This window comes from Psychrobacter sanguinis (assembly GCF_020736705.1).
In the GTDB taxonomy this organism is placed as follows: Bacteria; Pseudomonadota; Gammaproteobacteria; order Pseudomonadales; family Moraxellaceae; genus Psychrobacter; species Psychrobacter sanguinis.
This window is the reverse complement of the sequence record NZ_CP085990.1, coordinates 1,081,105-1,102,711: the sequence shown is the minus strand read 5'-3', so window position 1 is coordinate 1,102,711 and position 21,607 is coordinate 1,081,105. Positions and strand designations below refer to the sequence as shown.

General features: G+C 42.7%; 17 protein-coding genes. 10 read left to right on the top strand and 7 right to left on the bottom strand.

Going from position 1 to position 21,607, the window contains the following annotated elements; all coding sequences use genetic code 11:
• Positions 1-156 precede the first annotated feature (156 nt).
• From LK453_RS04600 to LK453_RS04590, 3 genes are all read right to left on the bottom strand, one after another.
• On the bottom strand, positions 157-582 hold the full coding sequence (locus tag LK453_RS04600) for an MAPEG family protein (RefSeq protein ID WP_201536200.1): 426 nt from the start codon (positions 580-582) through the stop codon (positions 157-159).
• 41 nt (positions 583-623) lie between these two features.
• Positions 624-1,034, bottom strand: coding sequence for an OsmC family protein (locus LK453_RS04595; RefSeq protein ID WP_376751548.1), 411 nt, complete (start codon positions 1,032-1,034; stop codon positions 624-626).
• 325 nt (positions 1,035-1,359) lie between these two features.
• The gene (locus LK453_RS04590; protein ID WP_201541532.1) at positions 1,360-3,294 is read right to left on the bottom strand and encodes an autotransporter domain-containing protein; all 1,935 of its coding nucleotides are present in this window, start codon (positions 3,292-3,294) and stop codon (positions 1,360-1,362) included.
• Between the two features lie 469 nt (positions 3,295-3,763).
• On the opposite strand from LK453_RS04590, the gene LK453_RS04585 reads away from it, so the two are divergent.
• Positions 3,764-4,285: an RNA pyrophosphohydrolase gene (locus LK453_RS04585; protein ID WP_007394871.1), complete on the top strand. Its 522-nt coding sequence runs from the start codon at positions 3,764-3,766 to the stop codon at positions 4,283-4,285.
• A 151-nt stretch (positions 4,286-4,436) separates the two neighbouring features.
• Here LK453_RS04585 and LK453_RS04580 read toward each other — a convergent pair whose 3' ends face one another.
• On the bottom strand, positions 4,437-5,525 hold the full coding sequence (locus LK453_RS04580) for an NAD(P)-dependent alcohol dehydrogenase (protein WP_265578866.1): 1,089 nt from the start codon (positions 5,523-5,525) through the stop codon (positions 4,437-4,439).
• Between the two features lie 278 nt (positions 5,526-5,803).
• Positions 5,804-6,649, bottom strand: a complete 846-nt coding sequence (locus tag LK453_RS04575) for an NRDE family protein (RefSeq protein WP_201536149.1) — start codon at positions 6,647-6,649, stop codon at positions 5,804-5,806.
• Between the two features lie 464 nt (positions 6,650-7,113).
• On the opposite strand from LK453_RS04575, the gene urtA reads away from it, so the two are divergent.
• From urtA to LK453_RS04530, 9 genes are all read left to right on the top strand, one after another.
• Positions 7,114-8,415 (top strand): urea ABC transporter substrate-binding protein, encoded by a 1,302-nt coding sequence (urtA, locus tag LK453_RS04570; protein ID WP_201536203.1) that lies wholly within the window; start codon positions 7,114-7,116, stop codon positions 8,413-8,415.
• Between the two features lie 189 nt (positions 8,416-8,604).
• Positions 8,605-10,530, top strand: a complete 1,926-nt coding sequence (gene urtB, locus LK453_RS04565) for an urea ABC transporter permease subunit UrtB (protein WP_379652742.1) — start codon at positions 8,605-8,607, stop codon at positions 10,528-10,530.
• A 10-nt stretch (positions 10,531-10,540) separates the two neighbouring features.
• Positions 10,541-11,611: an urea ABC transporter permease subunit UrtC gene (gene urtC, locus LK453_RS04560; RefSeq protein ID WP_201536151.1), complete on the top strand. Its 1,071-nt coding sequence runs from the start codon at positions 10,541-10,543 to the stop codon at positions 11,609-11,611.
• A gap of 77 nt (positions 11,612-11,688) precedes the next feature.
• On the top strand, positions 11,689-12,495 hold the full coding sequence (gene urtD / locus LK453_RS04555; protein WP_201536209.1) for an urea ABC transporter ATP-binding protein UrtD: 807 nt from the start codon (positions 11,689-11,691) through the stop codon (positions 12,493-12,495).
• Positions 12,496-12,562: 67 nt separating this feature from the next.
• Positions 12,563-13,261 carry an urea ABC transporter ATP-binding subunit UrtE gene (gene urtE, locus LK453_RS04550; protein WP_201536153.1) on the top strand — a complete coding sequence of 233 codons (699 nt, stop codon included), beginning with the start codon at positions 12,563-12,565 and terminating at the stop codon, positions 13,259-13,261.
• A gap of 184 nt (positions 13,262-13,445) precedes the next feature.
• Positions 13,446-14,324, top strand: a complete 879-nt coding sequence (gene lgt, locus LK453_RS04545) for a prolipoprotein diacylglyceryl transferase (RefSeq protein ID WP_201536155.1) — start codon at positions 13,446-13,448, stop codon at positions 14,322-14,324.
• 95 nt (positions 14,325-14,419) lie between these two features.
• Positions 14,420-15,283: a thymidylate synthase gene (locus LK453_RS04540; protein ID WP_201536157.1), complete on the top strand. Its 864-nt coding sequence runs from the start codon at positions 14,420-14,422 to the stop codon at positions 15,281-15,283.
• Positions 15,284-15,393: 110 nt separating this feature from the next.
• On the top strand, positions 15,394-15,975 hold the full coding sequence (locus tag LK453_RS04535) for a dihydrofolate reductase (RefSeq protein ID WP_007394834.1): 582 nt from the start codon (positions 15,394-15,396) through the stop codon (positions 15,973-15,975).
• A 200-nt stretch (positions 15,976-16,175) separates the two neighbouring features.
• Positions 16,176-17,720 carry a phospholipase D family protein gene (locus LK453_RS04530; RefSeq protein ID WP_007394833.1) on the top strand — a complete coding sequence of 515 codons (1,545 nt, stop codon included), beginning with the start codon at positions 16,176-16,178 and terminating at the stop codon, positions 17,718-17,720.
• 110 nt (positions 17,721-17,830) lie between these two features.
• Here the strand turns inward: LK453_RS04530 and LK453_RS04525 are convergent, their stop codons facing one another.
• Both LK453_RS04525 and LK453_RS04520 read right to left on the bottom strand, forming a co-directional pair.
• A complete protein-coding gene (locus LK453_RS04525) occupies positions 17,831-19,654 on the bottom strand; it encodes an aminopeptidase P family protein (protein ID WP_201536160.1) in 1,824 nt (607 codons plus the stop codon).
• Between the two features lie 157 nt (positions 19,655-19,811).
• Complete coding sequence (locus tag LK453_RS04520; RefSeq protein WP_201536162.1) at positions 19,812-21,386, bottom strand: peptide MFS transporter; 1,575 nt, start codon at positions 21,384-21,386, stop codon at positions 19,812-19,814.
• Positions 21,387-21,607 lie beyond the last annotated feature (221 nt).

The window sequence follows — 21,607 nt, the reverse complement described above, 5'->3', positions numbered from 1 at the left end:
TAATAATTCATTTTAAAAAAGGAGCGCAGCTTAGGCCAAGCTCCTTTTTTAGGTATACAGTTTAATTTATGGCATTTTATGCAGGGCAGCTCAGACCATTGGTCGATTAACTGACTTTATTCAACAGCCCTACTATAACCAATCACAATAGACCGCTTAGAAGGCCATTTTAATCGCTAAATAAAATAGCATAAAGCAGCAGGCCATCGATAATGTCCAAATGATAGACCGTAGTGTTGGCAGATTAACGATATAAGCGATACCATAAATCACCCGTAACATCACATACACGACTGCCAAGTAGTTAATCACCACTTGAGGCACAAAAAACAGCATGGCCACGATAACAGACGCTAAAAAGATAGGTAAACTTTCATAGCTATTTTGCTGGGCAGCATTGGCACGTGCGGCTCGGCCAGTATACTTTGCTACCACATCACGCGGATGGCTATTGTCAGCCACACCGAATCCACCCAATACTTTGGCCAATATGGCAAATAGCAGTGGCAAGACACTGGCAATCATCATCGACCAAATGGCCACATTTGCCGTATCTGGTATTAAAGCAAAGAACCAACTCATCATATCTTCCTTAGATTGTGGACTATCTGGCCTGACCGATTTTAACTGGCCACTACTTCAAAACTGTGTGTCACTTTGACCCCACCTGCTGCCAGCATTTTACTGGCTGAACAGTACTTATCTGCTGATAACTCTACCGCTTTGGCCACTTGTTTTTCTTTGACATCCTTACCGGTTACCACGAAGTGTAGATGAATATCAGTAAAAACAGCAGGAACCGTGTCAGCACGTACAGCCGATAACTCGCAGCGTACATCTTGGATGTCTTGACGGCCTTTTTCTAAGATACCAACCACATCATAACTGGCACAGCCACCCAAGCCTAACAGGATCAGTTCCATAGGACTTGCACCGGCTTCTTTATTGCCATCGATATCGACTTGTTTTCCAGAGGGGGCAGTACCCAAAAAATGTCTGTCTTTTTGCCACACCACATTGCCTTGTAACGGCATAGATTTTGGGTCTTGTTTAGGCGCCTCAGTACTCATAATTTTCAACCTATTTGTTTGCTATTATTTATAAAAATATTGCTAGTAACCGTCTTATAAAGCATGCGGTCATTACTATTTAAAAACTAGGTTAATCGTACCACGCTCTTCGGTCGATGCAAATAAGCTTCGCGTAATCATTGTCTTCAGCTTAGCTTATCGACCATTTAGCTTATCGACTATCTTGCTACCGCCTAAAACCAAAAAGGCTGAATAGTCACAACTATTCAGCCTTAGTCTTATTTCACTGTAAACTGTAAATTAATGAGTTAAAGCAATTCAGAGAATACTATTTAACTAATTCAATAAATACGCTGGTGATATCGTCGTCATCGCCTGAAGCATACGACACGCCAGCACTGCCAAAGAATGACTTAAACTGACGAGACAATCCAAGGCTAGCCCCAAAGCTGTCATCATCAAGGCTGGCTTTTGGTGCTGTAAATGACATGTCAGACAACGTGTTTACTCGTGCTGTGACTTCTTTATGATTATCGTCTAACTGTTTTTGATAATGGACATCACCAAATACGTTTAAGTTGTTGCTCAAACGACTATTGGCTTTCACCCCTAACGTGCCATATACCGTATTATATTTCTGCTCATCAAACTGCATGGCAATAGGGTCATCTGCTGCCCCTTCTTTAATTGCATCAAGCTTAACACGGTTGGCCGTAGCACCAAGATAGGGCGTTATTGTGGTATTAGTAAATTGTGCCATATTGCCCATCTGCATCGGATAACCGGCTTGCAACGACGCATAATAGCGGCTGCCATCGACATCTGACTTATAGTTCCTAGTATAGTTATCTAGACTCACCTTACGGTTTATTTCCATATCAATAGTGCTATAACCTAATGCTCCATTTAGCTGTACTTTGCCTAGGTTATGACTGTGATACAAGCCAAGCCCTAGCTCATCAAAATCAACCTTATCAAGGCCAGTACGCTTGCTACTGTCTAGTTCTGATTGACTCAGATTGGCATAAACCCCGGTCATCGCATTCGGTAAGTTATTATGAGCAAAGTCTAGCCCCAATAGCAGCTGCGCATTACCACTGCTTTCAAATCCAGCCACATCTAGCGAATTGATATTTGCAGACACCCACCCTTCCGGACTCGTGCTCTGTAGAGTGTGATTTTGGTTTTGACGCTGATTGATATGAGTTTGTAGACGCTCATTGGTGGCTAAGCCAGACTGTGTGGCAATATGTGGTAACACACTGACCTGACTTGGTGCAGTGACTACTGAATTGGCATAGTCAGCAATCATGCGGTGTGCACGTCCTGTGGGATGCACGCCATCTGCAAAGAAATAGCTGTTTTCCGCCCCTGGCTTATCTAAGTCCGCTCTTCCACACTCAACAGAACTGGTATTTTTACAGGCTTTGTCAGTGACATTACTAAAACCATAAGCGGTCGGATTTGCTGCTACCTGTTGTACTAAGCTAAAAGTATCTAACGGGATAACATTGGCCCCTGTATTTTTCACACCTGAATATAATGCTTCATTATATTGGTTCACTAAACCAGTACCAAACGTTGCTAAAGGCGTGCCTACGAAGTTTGGGGTTAACCCAACATCTGGAATATTTGGGACGACAATATAGTTGGCACCATTATCGTGTAGTTTTTTAACCGTCGCCACTTCATCACTTACCGCAGCAGATATAATATTTGAAGCATTAGGTACATCTTTTACAACAGCAAATAAATCATTTGCTCCCGTCCATACCGTATACAGACCCTTTGAATCAATATCTTTATCAGCCAAATAGCGATCTACTTGACTGCGTGTTGAATAAACAGGGAGAGGTTTGCCAGTCGTGTCTTCATATTTATCATGTTGCAAATCGATCCCGGATCTAGCACCACCAATCGCATAGTTATTACCAGTCGTCATTTGCTGACCCGTTGCCTCATCATAAGTATTCTGTACTGAGTTTAATCCTAAACTCTCTGCAAAAGGCGTGGCCCAAGTGTTATCAGGGTTAGTAGTATATTGCCCTGACTGTGGATGACCTAGTGCTTCAGTCGCTTTTTTAAAATAACCGCCATCGGTCAAGCTATCCCCAAAAAAGGTGACGCTACTATAGTCACTGGCATGGGCAACACCCACGCTAGATAAGGTAATGGCCAGTATCGCTTTTGATAACCTTTTAAGAGAAGGTGTATAAGTGCGATTTTTCGCAGAAGAAGGTGTACTGGAATAATTTGCAAACATCTGGACTTCCTTGTCAGTAATTAAGTGTTAAATGCAAATAAATGGAATCAAAACCATATGGTGAACAAGTGTACACTTGCCGCCACATTTAGGCAATATTATTAACGTTCGTTATTCATGTCTTTATCATCTTATAGTAGATGATAGACCCTCTCTACTCTTTTATCTTAAATTGACATAAGTTATTTATACTGCATTGATTTATTTATATTTTTTAATTTTATTTTTGCTTTTGACTGAGTAAATCAACGAGGGATAATTTGCAACCTTCTAGCGAGGCTGTGAAACATTTTATATCAAAATATAGTTACCATTTAACATCAAATACTGGTTTAATAGTGTTAATGATTTTCAGTTTGTCTAATTTCTGTTAACTATTGGAAATTAAAATGATAATAGATATCCAAAGTTAATTTCGAAATAATAAACTGATTATATTTCAACATTTTTAAATTTTAAGGTTATCGTCATGATTGATGCAGACGGCTTCAGAGCCAATGTCGGTATCATCTTGGCTAATACACAAGGACAAGTACTATGGGCAAAACGAGTTGGTCATGATTCTTGGCAGTTCCCGCAAGGGGGTATCGATGAGGGGGAAACGCCTCTCGATGCTATGTACCGAGAGCTGTGGGAGGAAGTAGGCTTATATCCTCGACACGTTCAGCTTCTAGCCGCTACTGACAACTGGCTGAGATATCGCCTACCTAAACGTTACATACGTCATGGGCAGTATCCTTTGTGTATCGGACAAAAACAAAAGTGGTTTTTGCTCCAGCTAGATGAGCCGAATACTGAACATATCCGCTTTGATACAGCCAAACCAGAGTTTGACCATTGGGAATGGGTCAGCTACTGGTATCCGCTAGGTCAAGTGGTTCATTTTAAACGGGGCGTATATCGCCGTGCATTGCGCGAGCTGGCACGCGAGTTACCGCTTAAAAAAGAGTTGATTTTACCGGAACAAACTAATCATTTGCTTCCCGTTTAATCACCAAACTTTTTATCGTTAAAGTGATAATAGTTAAAATAATATTTATTGTAGTATTTAATCAAAAGAGGCCTGTATCCAGTGATACAGGCCTCTTTTTTTATTATAGTACTCTCTTATAAACTATGAATGCGTTAGTAATAGTGAGCAGTTAAGGTTTAATAGCCACTTTTAGCACCCCGTCGCGTTGATGCATAAATAAATCATAAGCCTCAACGATATCATCCAAAGCATAGGTATGGGTTACCATCTCAGATAGGTCGATACGTCCGGATTCAATCACATTCAATAGACGGCGCATACGCTCTTTACCGCCTGGGCATAATGCGGTACGTATGGTGTGATCGCCTAAACCAGCGGCAAAATGAGCCATAGGAATGGTTAAATCCTCGGAGTAAACGCCTAAACTTGAAAAAGTGCCGCCAGGTTTGAGTATTTTTAGGCCTTGTTCGAAGGTCGACTGTAAGCCGAGCGCTTCAATACTGCTGTCTACACCGCGACCTCCTGTGAGTTTCATAACTTCATCCACCACATCCACTTCTTTGAAGTTTAATGTGATATCTGCCCCCATCTTCTTAGCCATTGCTAAGCGCTCATTATTGCCATCGATGGCGATAATAGTAGAAGCGCCTTTCAGTTTAGCACCAGCAGTGGCACACAGCCCAATCGGCCCTTGGGCAAAGATTGCAACAATATCGCCAATTTGAATATTGGCATTTTCCGCCCCTTTAAAGCCGGTCGACATAATATCAGGACACATCAATACCTGTTCATCACTCAAACCGTCTGGCACAGGCGCCAGGTTGGCCTGTGCATCAGGAACCAATACATACTCTGCCTGCGTCCCGTCTATAATATTGCCGAAGCGCCAACCGCCTGTGGCTTTGTAGCCGTGACAGGCGCAAGTCCCATCAGGTTGAATATAGCCTCCGTCTTGAGAAGGGAGTCCATCTTGGCAAGCATAAGAGCTAAAGCTGGGACAAATAGCACCAGCGATAACCCGCTGTCCTTCTTCATAACCCATGACAGCACTGCCTAACTTTTCAATAATCCCCACTGGCTCATGGCCTATCGTCAACCCTTGGGCAACTGGATATTCTCCTTTGAAGATATGAATATCAGTCCCGCATATGGTGGTCGTGGTGATTTTAATCAGCGCATCGTTGGGACCTACGTCTGGTATCTTCTTTTCGGTCAGCTCAATTTTGCCTGGTTCAACAAATATTAATGATTTCATCATACTCATGTCGTACTCCTTGTGTGTTTGTTCTTTTGATCCTTATTGGTAATAAGCATTGGTGATAACTGTTTAATTACCCCTAAACTATTACTCACCACAACCAGTATAACGATTAAAATATGTCCAAATGACGAAATAACCTTATTTTTATTAGGGAATTTAGTAACTGTATTTTACCAAGAAATATGAAGGTGTTTTATAAGAAGGCATTGTATGAGACAACACTTCTTATAAGAGAGTTCTTTATAAGAAAGCTGTTTATAAAAGTCTTACAGTTCTTACGAATGTTTGATCAGGTACTCACGGCTTTTTAAGATTAATTTCGATAAGGGTTCAGCGGTTTTGTTATTGCTATTGGCAAGCTTGCTCAGGGTCAAAATACTTTGAGTCCTAGTGCCATAATTCGGCAACTCTGGAGTATCAATACAAATCGAAGATAAGGCTTGCTCCAAAGCAGGAGGCACACCGGTATCAGGTAGCTGCTCATCAGGGGCTTGTTGCGTATCTGTCAGCACCTCCCAAGCAGCAGGTAGCCAATAATCCTTATCTCCATTGTGAAAAGCTAGACTTTCACTGATTAAGGGCAATACCTCTTGGCGTACCCAACCTCGCAAACGTTCAGACTTAAACCAGGCATTGTCTGGTTGGCCATTGGAAATAATATGTAATCCGCTGTGTAAAGCGGTCGGCGGATAACCTCGATTATTGACTATCACTGCCTGTTTGTCATCGCCGACAATCAAGTTGAAGCCCGCATAAGCTTGCAAATTCACTTGTCGAGCATAGGCCAAAGGCGATAAATCACTGGTCAAAAAGCCGGTAACCAGTTCCCCCCGAGAATGCTGATTTGGGGCAGCCTGTACCCCATCCCGAAAGTTTAATACCGCCGCCCAACGTCCATTTTGACTAGATACATTTTCGGACTGCACGTTATCGGACGATAATGTCTGCTGATGAATGCCTAGCCAAGTTCCGCCACTTTGGTCATCACGACCGGCATAGATGGGCATATCTATCCATTGATGAGCCGGTGTTGTCGGTCGTTGCAAAAACTCATCTCTATTGGACAGCAGTACTAACGGCATCTCATCAAATAATTGCCAAGCAATGGCGGCGATACACATAAGGCTTCCTTAATTTTATTATTGCTACTTAGCGCTCAATGCCCGCTTCTAAAGTAACTGGAGACTGATAACTAACAATCACTACTTTGATTTTACAGCCTATTCTCATTTATGAAAGTAGCAACTTATGAATCTAATGTTTCATAAAAACAGAGTATCTAAGCTCAATTGACTGTCCCAAAGTTAATTTCTAGTGTTTCTTTTTACCTATTAATAAACAGCTATTTAAGGTGCATTAATTACAAATTAACCATAATGACTCAAAAGCGCGCAGATTTATCGCTATAAATAAATGTTTTGGTGCAATTTATTTATTTCTAGTTGGCATGGATATTGAAACAAAGTTAACAGTTAGAAACTTTTAATTACGTTAATGCTGTTTTTATTATCTGGAGAGTTTTATGTCAATTTTTGGTTCAGTTCCTTCTACTACGGTCAACTTATCACTATCGAACAACCCTGTTATGAAGTCTCATTTATCGGTATTGGCCGTTGCTATCTTAGGTAGCTTAAGCCTTGTCGGCTGTCAAAAACCAGCTGAAACCAATAACGAGACTGCACCAGCTGAAACCACCTCAAAAACAACTACTGAAACCAAAGCTACCCCTTCGGTAGATGGCGATACTATTAAAGTAGGAATTCTACATTCTTTATCAGGCACCATGGCTATTTCAGAAACATCGTTAAAAGATACAGCACTTATGACCATTGAAGAAATTAATGCTAATGGCGGTGTATTAGGCAAGCAACTTGAGCCTGTGGTAGTTGATCCAGCCTCAGACTGGCCATTATTCGCAGAAAAAGCTCGCCAGCTATTAACTCAAGACAAAGTAGATGTTATCTTCGGCGGCTGGACTTCAGTATCACGTAAATCAGTACTTCCGGTAGTTGAAGAGTTAAATGGCCTGATGTTCTACCCGGTACAGTATGAAGGTCAAGAGCAATCAAAGAATATTTTTTATACTGGCGCAGCCCCCAATCAACAAGCTATACCAGCGGTGGAATATTTAATGAGTCCAGAAGGCGGTAAAGCTGAACGCTTTGTACTGCTAGGTACCGATTATGTTTATCCTCGTACCACCAATCAGATTCTAAAAGCTTTCTTAAAATCGAAAGGTGTGGCTGATGCTGACATCATGGAAGAGTACACCCCATTTGGCTTTAGTAACTATCAGACCATCGTATCGAACGTAAAGAAGTTTTCAACTGGCAAAAAGACAGCAGTAATTTCGACCATTAATGGTGACTCAAACGTGCCATTTTATCGCGAGCTTGCCAATCAAGGCATCAAAGCCTCAGACATTCCTGTCATGGCCTTCTCAGTGGGTGAGGAAGAATTACGCGGTATTGATACCAGTTTATTACAAGGTCATTTAGCAGCATGGAACTACTTCATGTCTATTAAGAACCCAGTAAATAATGCGTTTACTAAAAAGTATAAAAAGTACGCCGTGGATCATAAGCTGCCTAATGCCGATAAAGTGGTGACCAATGATCCTATGGAAGCCACCTACGTGGGTATCAATATGTGGAAACAAGCGGTTGAAAAAGCGGGTACTACTGACGTAGATAAAGTGCGTATTAGTATGGGCGGTCAGACCTTTGATGCGCCATCAGGCTATACCTTAAAAATGGATGAAGAAAATCATCATTTATGGAAGCCAGTTATGATCGGTCAGATTCGTGCCGATGGTCAATTTGATGTTATCAATAAAACCCCAGAAGTTATCCGTGCTGAACCTTGGAGTCAGTATATTCCTAAGTAGAGATTAATGGCTAAGGGCTTACCAAAGATTAGTCCTTTAGCTGGCAGTCAGGATAAGCAGACAACGCTCTACCTATCCTAAATTTACTTCATGAACCATAAAAGAGAATCGGACCTTATTGCCATTCTCTTTTATCTCAATGACCCTCCCCTATAAGTTGATTGAAAAATCACTAAGGAGCCGTAAAAGATGCCTATGCTAAACTCATATTCAATACACGGGCAAAGCTTATCTACAAATGCCGTGATTACTGATTCAAACACATCATATAAACTAGAGCACCAAGCTAACGTAGAACACAAAACCAATAAAGCTGCCATTTATAAACAAGGGTTATTGCCACACTTTATGAACCTTTGTTTATGGGTGGCCGCATTATTTACTGCCGTTATTTTACTGATGCTACCGGCGCAGGCTGAAACAGCATCAGCCGTACAAACCCCTACTTCTTCTCAGCCAACCAATACTGTGGCAATTACCTCTGATGTTGCTAGCACTCCGGGCCATACTTTGGCCAATCAAAATGAGCAATCGCTTACTTCGCCAGCCGCTTTGAATAACGCCGCTACCCTTGCTGAGGTATCAACAGATTCTAACGCCTTAGACCCTATCCAGCAATTTGTCGCAGGCGACTTTAGCAAACGACAGACCATGTTGAATCATTGGCCAGGATCCGTCGAAAGTCTAGATACTTTGGTCGAATTAATCAGCAATGATCGGTTGTACCAAGGTAATAACGGTCAGACCTATTTACTCAATGCTGAAGACCAGTTGTTTACCTATCCAGATAAAAAAGAGACCGCAGATTGGCCCAGTGATTTATCACAAGTCACACTAACCAGCACCCTACGCTCGGCCCTTATCTTTGGTCAGGCTAAGGTAAAGCTGGCTTCAGAAGACCCTACACAGCGTTTAAAAGCGGTCGATATTTTATCAGACAATATTGACCAAGTAGATCCTACGCTTATCAGCGCTGCGGCTACTAATGAGAGTAATAAAAAAGTGCTTTCGGCCTTAAGTGCGTTGCAAGCCCGTATCGATTTTAAAAACGGTAATACGGCAACTAAGATTGAAGCGCTCAATCAACTGGCAGACAGTGATAGTCCACAAGTATTGGTTGATATAGAATCGGCTTTGACTACAGAAAATTTGAATCCTGCGCTTAAAAGCGCCTTAACCAATGCGCAAAGTAGTGTCGCCAATCGCATCAAAGTAAGCACTTGGACCGGGCACTTATTTATCGGTATGAGTACCGCCAGTATTCTATTGCTAGCTGCTCTTGGTCTTGCGATTACTTTTGGCTTACTGGGTGTCATAAACATGGCACATGGCGAACTAATTATGATTGGTGCTTACTCAACTTATGTGGTGCAAAACTTATTTCAGGCTTATTTACCTGGCATGGCAGGCTGGTATTTAGTTGCCGCTATTCCGGTCGCCTTCTTAGTCAGCGCCATCATTGGCATGATTATCGAACGGGTGGTGATTCGCCCGCTTTATGGCCGTGAGCTTGAAACCTTATTGGCTACCTTTGGGGTGAGTCTGATTTTGATGCAATTGGTGCGCATGATTTTTGGGGCTCAGAACGTGGAAGTCAGCAACGTAGATTGGTTAAGTGGCGCCTATCAAGTCTCTGCTAGTCTCGTTCTCCCTTATAACCGTATCGCCATTATTGGCTTTACCGTTATCGTATTGGCATTACTGATTTATTTATTAAATAAAACACGCTTTGGTTTATTCGTCCGTGCGGTAACCCAAAACCGTCAAATGGCAAGAGCCGTAGGTATTCGCTCAGCACGTATTGATATGTTGGCCTTTGGTTTGGGTTCAGGTCTCGCTGGACTGGCAGGCTGTGCGTTGGCACAGGTCGGCAACGTTGGTCCTGACCTGGGACAAACCTATATTATTGATGCCTTCTTAGTCGTTGTCGTCGGTGGTGTTGGACAAGTTTGGGGCGCTGTACTGGCTTCATTAGGCCTTGGTATCAGTGGCACTGTACTCGAGATAGGCATTGGTGCAGTTATGGCCAAAATAGTACTTCTGGTTCTTGTCATCCTGTTTATTCAGAAGCGTCCACAAGGTTTATTTGCCCTCAAAGGCCGTTTTGTGGATTAAGGAAACCCCCATGCGTTTTACTCAATTATTATCAGATAGACCCCGTAATGCCCTGCTTATTGGATTGTGCTTTTTAGTACTGTTGATATTGCCTTGGCTACATTTGATGCCGGTAGACTCAACATTTCATATTTCTGCTTATTGGATTACTTTGATTGGCAAAATTATGGCGCTGGCCATGGTGGCTTTAGCACTAGACTTAGTATGGGGTTATGCCGGTATTTTAAGTTTAGGGCACGGTCTTTACTTTGCACTTGGCGGTTATGCCTTTGGCATGTATTTAACCCGTGAAACGGCCGGTGATGCCCTACCTGACTTTATGCGTTTTTTAAGTTGGACTGAAATGCCATGGTATTGGGCGGGCACTCAAAATTTTTGGTGGTCAATGGCGTTAGTGGTTTTGGTTCCAGGACTGGTGGCCTTTATCTTTGGTTATTTTGCTTTCCGCTCTAAAATCAAAGGGGTTTATTTCTCCATCATCACCCAAGCCATGACCTATGCAGCAGCGCTACTGTTTTTCCGCAATGAAACAGGCTTTGGGGGTAACAATGGTTTTACCGGCTTTACTACCCTACTGGGCTATGACATCACGGCGGCCTCAACAAGAGCCATGCTATGCTTTGTAACTGCTTTGGCCCTCCTTTTTTCTTATTTGGGACTGCGTTACTTAATGAGCCAACCTTATGGCCGAGTGTTGGGTGCTATTCGTGACAGTGAAAACCGTCTGCAATATTTGGGCTATCGTACTCTCTGGTACAAGCTTTCTGCTTGGGTACTGTCTGCAGTTATCGCTGGGATAGCAGGGGCGCTGTATGTACCTCAAGTCGGTATTATTAATCCAGGTGAAATGAACCCAGTCAACTCGATTGAAATGGCGGTATGGGTAGCAGCTGGCGGTCGCGGCACATTAATTGGTGCCATAGTGGGTGCCGGTGCGGTGAATGCCATTAAGACCTACTTTACTGTGGCATATCCTGAGTTTTGGTTACTTATATTAGGTGGTTTATTTGTGGTCGTTACCATATTTTTACCCAATGGCATTATTGGTTTACTGGATCGATTTAAGAAGGAGAAAGAATAATGTCTAACTACCCAAATGCGATCCGTCCTGCCGAAAATCCACTAGTACCTAATGCTTCCTTTACCGCCAATAATGCGATTGAAGAATACGGTAGTGGTCTGGACGGGCTGGTGCATACTACCCCCAAATCTGGACCTGATTTAAGTCATGGTATTGCGCTATACCTTGAAGAAGTTGACGTTTGGTTTGACTCTTTTCAAGCCTTAAACAACCTATCCTTGTATATAGAAGAAGGTGAGCTACGCTGTATTATTGGTCCCAATGGTGCAGGCAAAACTACGTTAATGGATGTCATTACTGGTAAAACACGCCCAACTTCGGGTACCGCCTTTTTCGGTCAGGTTCATGACTTATCCACTTTATCCACTGAGCAAATTGCAGAAGCAGGTATCGGACGTAAATTTCAAAAACCCACTGTATTTGAAAACTTTACGATATTAGATAACTTAATGCTTGCGGCCCCTAAAGACAAACGAGTATCGAGAAGTTGGTATACCCGTATCGATGCTGATACCCAAAACACCCTAGACTCCACTCTACAACAGATTCGCTTAAAAGAGATGTTACACAAGCCGGCAGGACTACTGTCTCATGGTCAAAAGCAGTGGCTTGAAATTGGAATGCTACTAATGCAAAGCCCAAAGTTAATTTTATTAGACGAGCCGGTCGCTGGCATGACCGACGCAGAAACCGAACATACCGCTGAGCTTTGTTTGCGTCTTAAAAAAGATCATACCTTGGTCGTCGTCGAGCATGACATGACCTTCATCGATGCCATTAGCGAAAAAGTAACGGTTTTGGCAAATGGGGCAATTTTGGCTGAAGGTACGTTACATGATGTTCAGAATAATGAAGCAGTAATCGAAACCTACTTAGGTCGATAAGCTCTAGGGCGTGTCCTCAAGAAAAAAACACGATACCAAGCATACACAGATAAATTAGGGTAGTCATATGTTACAAGTTAATGCCATAAATCAATATTACGGAGGCAGCCATATCCTTCGCGACGTCACTCTGAGCGCTCCCATTGGAGAATGTAGCGTAATACTTGGTCGCAATGGGGTGGGTAAAACAACTTTACTGAAGTGCTTAATGGGTATTTTACCGATTAAATCGGGTGAAATTATCTTAGATGATAAAGACATCAGTAAGCAGAGCCCTGAGCAACGGGTACATCAAGGGTTGGCTTATGTCCCTCAAGGTCGCGATATTTTTTCTACGCTCACGGTAGAAGAAAATATTTTAATTGGTATGGCTAAGTTCTCTCAGAGTAAAGCCAGTAAAGTTCCTAAACATTTGTATGATTTATTTCCAGTACTTGATGAAATGAAGCATCGCCGAGGGGGCGATTTGTCTGGAGGTCAACAGCAGCAATTGGCCATTGCTCGTGCACTTGCTTCAGAACCTAGGGTACTTATTTTGGATGAGCCTACCGAGGGTATCCAGCCTTCTATTATTAAAGATATTGGCCGTGTTATTCAGGACTTAGCCCGTCAAGGCAATATGGCCATTGTCTTGGTCGAGCAGTTTTATGAGTTCGCAGAAGAACTGGCCGATAATTATACGGTGTTGTCACGAGGGCAAGTGGTGGCACAAGGTAAAGGGTCGGAAATGGCGGCAAATAACATCCAACAATTGGTGGCGATTTAGCTTAAGAAACCCGTATATTTGCTTTAGTATGATCTCGTGATTTTTAATTTAGCCAAGTACATTGCTGTACTTGGCTTTTTCTGGTCTAAACTTTTATAAACGGATAATAGACTAGCAGTATTCGACAGGGTCTATTTTTGCTATTATGAGGTTCATTTATTGACCAACTTTGTGACGATACGCCATGATGATTCATCCCCAATTTGATCCCGTAGCCCTATCACTCGGCCCCGTTCAAGTACATTGGTACGGTTTTATGTATTTACTGGCCTTTGTCGCAGCCTACGGACTTGCTTGGTATCGCAGTTCCAAGCGCGAAGGCTGGACACAAGATATGGTGTCAGACTTAGTGTTTTTTGGCGCATTGGGTGTGATTTTAGGGGGCCGCATTGGCTACGTCCTACTGTATCAATTTGATCAATTGCTCGCCAACCCCATGTATTTATTTAGAGTATGGGAAGGCGGTATGTCCTTCCATGGTGGCTTCATCGGCGTGGCCTTAGCAATGATTTATTTTGCTCGTAAATACAAAAAGCCCATATTCACCGTGTTAGACTTTATCGTACCGTGTGTGCCAACAGGTTTGTTATTTGGGCGTATTGGTAATTATATTAACGGCGAGCTTTGGGGTCGAGTCTCGGATGGCGGTCATAATTGGCTTACCTATTTCCCTCAAGCTGCGCAATTTGATGCCGACTTAATTGCCGCCAATCCTGCACTACAGTCTCTAGCAATGCAAGTGAATGGCAACTACCTGTTACCACGTCATCCTTCGCAGTTGTATGAGGCTTTTGCCGAAGGCTTATTAACCTTTATATTGGTTTGGTGGTTTTCTTCTAAACCACGCCCACGTATGGCTGTATCTGCTTTATTTATGTTGTGCTATGGAGTCAGTCGCTTCACAATCGAATTTTTCCGTCAGCCCGATGAAGGTTATCAATTAATCTTTGGTTGGATGAGTAAAGGACAGCTATACACTTTGCCTATGATTATTATTGGCTTGATATTAATGGTATTAGCTTATCGTCGTCAGCAATATGATTGGGGCAAATACGCAAGCTAATCCTAAGCACTAATGGCCACACTCAAGGATTTAGCCCTTTAATTTGCTCATTACTTTTTATTAATTATTTGAATTGAAACGTTGACTGTATCACTATGATAACCACTAAAAAAAATGAAGCCGCCTATCTGGATTTAATCCGCTACGTTCGTAACCACGGTACCGAAAAGGGAGACCGTACGGGTACAGGAACTCGCAGTCACTTTGGCGCCCAATTACGCTTTGATTTAAGCGACGGTTTTCCGTTATTAACCACCAAAAAAGTTCACATGAAATCGATTACCTATGAACTATTTTGGTTTTTAAAAGGCGATACCCATGTTAAATATTTACAGGACAATGGGGTGCGTATTTGGAATGAATGGTCAACGGCTGAACAAACTGCTCGATTTGGTCGCCCCGAAGGCGAGCTTGGCCCTATCTATGGTCATCAGTGGCGCAACTATGGTGCCAGTAAAAAACCAGATGGCAGCTACAACCAAGATGGGGTGGATCAAATCGTTGAGGTGATTGAGCAAATTAAAAACAACCCCAACTCTCGCCGTTTGATTGTCTCTGGTTGGAACCCTGCGGAAGCGACTCAGGTTGCATTGCCCCCTTGCCATACCCTATTCCAATTCTTCGTAGCAGATGGCAAGCTGTCTTGCCAATTGTATCAGCGTTCAGCAGATTTATTTTTAGGGGTGCCGTTTAACATTGCCAGCTACTCCTTATTAACCCATATGATTGCTCAAGTCTGCGACTTAGAGGTGGGTGAATTTATTTGGACCGGTGGCGATTGTCACCTGTATCAAAACCATATTGAACAGGTAAATGAGCAGCTGTCACGCGAGGCTTATGAGCTGCCCACCCTATGGTTGAATCCTGATATTAAAGATATTTTTGATTTTACCTTTGATGACATTCGAGTCGAAAACTATAAATCGCACCCTGCTATCAAAGCACCGGTCGCCGTTTAGCGTTTAGACAGTTATAAGATACCTTTATATTTATAAGCGACATATTTTATAAGCTACACACATTTATAACCCATATTAAGACAGTAATTGATTAGCGAAAGGATGGTTTCATGAGCTATGCCCACACCCAAGTTGCCCAAATTGCGGCCATTAGCAATAACCGCTGTATTGGTAAAGACAATAACTTACCATGGCATATCCCCAATGATTTAAAGCATTTTAAAGCCTTAACCACTGCCGAGACCGATGCCTATGTAGATAGCGGTTTAAAGGGTATTGTTATCATGGGCCGCAAAACCTTTGAATCGATGGGTTCAAAACCCTTGCCAAAACGGGTAAACTTTATCATTACCACTCAAATGGATTATGCGAAACAAAAGGACTTGGAAGGTCTTGAAGATGTGCATGTGGTACATAATTTAGATGATGCGTTAACCCACGCTGCTAATGTGGCTCATGGACTAAAGTTTGAAACTATTTGGGTAATTGGCGGTGAACGCGTCTTTAAAAACGCTTTGATGTTTACCGACCGCATTGAGTTGACCATCGTTGACACTGATATTGAAGACGGCGATGCTTTTTATCCTGAAATACCTGAAGATTTTGAATTAACTGAAGAATCTGAATCATTTACCGATGAAGACAGTGGCTTAAGCTATAAGTTTGTCACCTATTTACAGAAAAAAGGCTAATTGTATTGTGGCTCATAAAATGAGAGGACTGTAACCGTTATTTAATCTAGCCTGCTTATTTGAGCGGGCTTTTTTATCCTTACTCGCTCACCGTCTAGTTACGCTTACTGCTCTCTGCTGCCTAATGTCTCATTTTAAGCTTTTATGCTAGCCGCCCTTATTGCCATGAATCAAAATTCTCCCCTCAAAAGAGCAGTACTATGATTATAAAAACTCTAAAAATATTATTGCTGTTTATTGTCGGATTGCTTGCTCTTTTGACTCTGTTGGCATTTCTTACCTATAAGGATTTGCCTGACAATACCCAGCGCACCAAGTCCACTCATTTACCAATAGATTCTGACACTGCTTTGGCTCGGCAGTTACTGCCTGCTATGCAGCAACACCCTGATATGAGCGGTGTTTATTTATTAGGTGATAGCCATGAGGCTTTCTTGGCTAGATTGTCTTTGGCCGCTGCTGCCGAAAAAACTTTAGATGTGCAATATTACATTTGGCATGATGACACCACGGGCCATCTGTTGATGCAAAGCTTATATCAAGCTGCCGAACGTGGGGTACGGGTCCGCTTATTGCTAGATGATAATAATACGGGGGGTATGGACAAGTTATTGGCCAGTGTTGACGCTCACCCTAATATAGAAATACGGCTATTCAACCCCTTTATGCAGCGAACTTTACGACCTTTAGGTTACTTGAGTGATTTTTTCCGACTCAATCGCCGCATGCACAATAAGTCTTTTAGCGCTGATGGTCTAGTAACTATAACTGGGGGTCGCAACGTTGGCGACGAATACTTTGGCTTTGGTAGTGGTGTAATGTTTGCAGATTTAGACATTACCACCGTTGGGCCTGCGGCTAAGGAAGTAGAGCAAGATTTCGACCGTTACTGGGCCAGCGAATCCTCCTATCCACTGCAAAGTATTGTTAAAGCGGCAGCGACAGAGCCTTTTGATACCTCTCCCTCACAAGATGTTGATACTCAGCGTTTCTTAAAAGAGCTTGGGGAGTCTAAATTTGTAAAGCAGTTACGTGACGGTTCACTTCCGCTAATTTGGACCAAGACCCAGCTGATTAGTGATGACCCTGCCAAAGGTTTGCAAAAATCGAGAGAGGCAGATTCGGTACTGGCTCATATCACTCCGTTAATGCAGAAAACTAAGGAGGAACTACTTATCATTTCTCCTTATTTCGTCCCGACCAAGCAAGGCGCAAACTTATTTATTCGTCTGGCCCAAGAAGGGAAAAATGTTGCCGTATTGACCAACTCCTTAGCGGCTACCGATGTTATCCCCGTTCATGCCGGCTATGCCAAATACCGCAAACCTTTATTGACCTCAGGTGTCGCCTTATACGAGCTTAAACCTCATGCTACGGTCACTACTAGAAATCATGGGGGTATTATCAAAAGTAGTGGCGCCAGTTTACATGCCAAGACTTTTATCATCGATAATAAAACGCTATTTGTCGGCTCGTTTAATATGGACCCCCGCTCTGCAGCATTGAATACTGAAATGGGGTTCGTGTTTGATAGCGAGGAGATGGCCAGCTATTTGGCAGATAACATGAAACAAAAACAAATGCAGTACAGCTATTTGGTCAGTAAAAACGCCAAAGGTAAACTGCACTGGGAAACCATCGAAGACAACCAAATCCTTGAGTTTGATGATGAGCCACACAGCAGCTTTTTATCGCGTGCCGGCGTCTGGGTCTGCTCCTTATTGCCGATTGAATGGTTGTTGTAGCAGGTAATAGTTGGACAATCACACAAAAAAGCCGCCTAAAATTTAGGCGGCTTTTTAATTTAGAGTGAATAAACAACTATAAATAACGAGTTAAACGATTACATAGCCGACTAAATCGCTTTAGTACGCTCAGTTAACCAAGCCAGTGCTTCACCTTCTATACGGTCTTTTAGCTCATGATAAACGTGAGTGTGGTAATCATTCAACCAATCAATTTCCTCTTGGGTAAGTAGATTTGGATTCACCAAACGGGTATCGATAGGACATAAAGTAACTGTTTCAAAGTTTAGATAATGACCAAACTCGGTCTCTTCAGGCGTTGGTACCGGCTGATTCACTACTAAGTTTTCGATACGAATGCCCCATTTACCTTCACGATAAATACCAGGTTCATTACTACTAATCATACCGACTTTCATCGCACGCTCTGGCGGATTGCTGGCAGCGTAAGCAATCACTTGCGGGCCTTCATGAACGTTTAAGAAATAACCCACACCATGACCGGTACCATGACCATAATCCATCTGGGCTTGCCATAATGGGGCACGGCAAATGGCATCAATTAATGGTGAAGCAATGCCATCTGGGAAGCAGGCTTTGGCTAGTGCAATATGTGCTTTTAACACCATGCTAAAGTCGCGTTTTTGTACCTCATTGACATTACCAATGCCCACAACACGAGTAATATCGGTGGTTCCATTTTGGTACTGCGCTCCTGAGTCAATGAGTAACAGGCCATCGCCGTCTAAATAACTAAACTTGTCTTCAGTCGCACGGTAATGCGGTAAAGCACCATTTTCGTTGTAGCCAGCAATAGTAGGGAAGCTAGGAGATACATAATGTGGCTGCTGGCTACGTACCTCAATCAGCATGCTATCGACATCAAGTTCACTTAAACGCTCGCCTTTGTTCAAACGCGCTTCGAATTCAGCGAAGAATTGACATAAAGCAGCACCGTCTTGACGCATGGCTTGACGCACATGCTCGATATCCTCGACTGATTTTATTGATTTTAATAGGGTGCTTGGTGCAATTTGCTCAATCATCCCAATGTCATCACCTAAGTCATTTAGGGTGCCTACCGCCACTTTATTGGGATCTAACAGCAGCAAATCTTCAGGGGTTAATTGACTTAAAGCAGACTGCACTTGATCATATTCTGCGACGTCAATGCCGGCATCGGCCAATAACTTAGCAATATCATCGCCAACTTTGTTGTTGTCGATATATAAAGTGGCTTTGTCAGCTGTAATTAGCATATGAGCTAAGAACACCGGGTTATAATCGACGTCATTGCCGCGCAGGTTAGTTAACCAAGCAATATCATCTAAGCTCGACACAAGATGATGGGTAACCCCAATCTCTTGCATTTGGGCGCGCACATCAGCCAATTTTTCTTTGGCTGATTGTGATAAAAACTGCTCGTCATGAGCATACAGAGGGGCCGTTGGTAAAGCAGGTCGATCCTGCCACAGCTCAGTCAATAAGTCTTGCTCAGTGATTAAGCGAATACCCTCTTCGTCCTCGCCTGCCACTTCATCAAAAGCGTCTAGCAAACGGTCTTGTTCTGCTAATGACAACACATTACCATCGATGGCGACCGCATCGCCTGGGTTTAAACGAGAAGCCAACCACTCTGCGTGATTGGGTGAGCCTTTTTGTAGCTTCTGTAAACTAATACCTGTTTCTGCCAATTGGGCTGCAGCTTGTACCCAGTAACGGCTGTCCGTCCATAGACCGGCAAAATCTTCGGTGACCACCAACGTACCTACTGAACCGGTAAAACCTGATAACCACTGACGGCCTTGCCAGTACTCTGGCAAATACTCAGACAAATGAGGGTCTGCAGAAGGAATGATAATGGCATCAATTTCGTTATTTTTTAGCACTTGACGTAATTGACTGATACGCTCTTGAATAATAGATTTACTCATTATTAACTTACCTCTTTTTATAGAGTGATTTTTATTGTGAATTGGGGCCAGTTTTAAATACAAAAAACGTGCTACCAATTATGGTAACACGTTTGATTTTTAGAACGGTTTTTAGTTAGTAATCGACTTAAAATCTTACTATAAATCTGCAGCTGTATTAAACAATTTTATTACGGGCATCTTCAGCTTCACTGCGATCAAGCATCGCTCTAACTGGCTTAGACAATGCCAATAATATCAAAGCTGTGACCACTAAGAAAATAGTCATCGTGGTAAATAAACTTGGCAAGCCGTCAATGGTATCGGCAGAAACATGTCCGCCGAAGAAGGCAGCGACTAGGTTACCCATTGCCACAGAAGTAAAGAATAATCCCATCATTTGGCCTTGCATACCTTTCGGTGCAAGTTTGGTCATAGAAGACAGACCGACGGGGCTTAGTGCCAACTCACCTAGGGTCAATAGCAATAAACTACCGGTTAACCAGAGGGGAGAAACTAACGTATCCGGATTGGCCACAACCAGTTTAGACGCCATAATCATAAGACCAAAGCCTGCTGCCGCCAGTAGCATACCTAGTGAGAACTTGGCCATACTGTTGGGTTCAAGATTACGTTTACCCAACCATACCCAGATAACACTCACAATTGGAGCCAACATCAAAATAAAAATAGGGTTTAACGACTGGAACCAAATGCTAGGTACCGTGAAACCTAATATATTTAAATCAGTATAGCGATCAGCAAATAAGTTAAACGAGGTAGGCTGTTGCTCAAAACTTGACCAGAATAGAGTCGAGCCGATGATTAAGATAAAACAAATTAATAAGCGCAATTTATCAGTTTTGTCTAACTTAGGAGAAATAAACATAAAGCCAAAATACAACAACACTGTCGCAGCGATAAAGTAGGTCATGTATTCTGCGACCAACGCTGGATTAAATGGCATGATACCTGTCGCGATTAAGACAATAAGCGCCACCAAAGCTACCAAGAACACTGTTACCCAGCGCCCTACATTGTGATACTGACCATTGGCCATTTCCCACTCAGGGGTAATGCCTTTGAGGGTAGCATAACGTTTCAAGTTTTTGCGAGCGGCAAAACGGTATACCAATAGCGAGACTAGCATCCCTAGTCCACCGACACCAAAACCAAGGTGCCACATTTGTTTTTCTTGGAATATACCAACAATAAGGGCGGCCACTAAGGCACCGATATTAATGCCCATATAGAACAAGGTAAAGCCACCATCGCGTCGTGCGTCATCCTTGGGATATAAAGCGCCTACCATCACTGAGATACAGGTTTTAAACAGACCTGAACCCAAGACAATGCAGACCAGACCAATAAAAAACATCGACATGCCAAACAGAGCCGATAAAGCAATACACAAATGACCTAAGGCAATAATAACGCTGCCCCACCATAAGGCCCTTTCTTGACCTAGCCAATTGTCAGCCAACCAGCCACCAGGTACGGCGGCCAAATATAAAGTACCTGCGAAAATACCATAAATAGCAGAAGCGGTGGCATCATCAAAGCCAAAACCGCCGTTACTTACTGAGGCCACCATAAATAGCACCAGTAAGGGACGGATACTATAGTATGAAAAGCGTTCCCACATTTCGGTGAAAAACAAAGACCGTAATGGCTGAGGATGACCCATAAAGCCATTGTCTAGCGCTTTTAATTCAGCGGAGGACCCTTCTCGTTTTGAGTCTGCACTACTCATAGTCTCAATTCCTTAGTTGTATAACCGTTAACAGTGTCACTCTTAGCTGCATAATGAACGCCGTCCATCTTTACAAGCAGTATTTAGAGCAAGCCGTTATGTCATAGTATGAGCAAAATTTGGGTTAGTAATAACGTTGTCTTTCATAAAAAAAGACAAGTATTGTTTCATGGGATAAAAGGGTCGTAAAGAAGAAATTAGTGAAATATCACCAAAAAAAC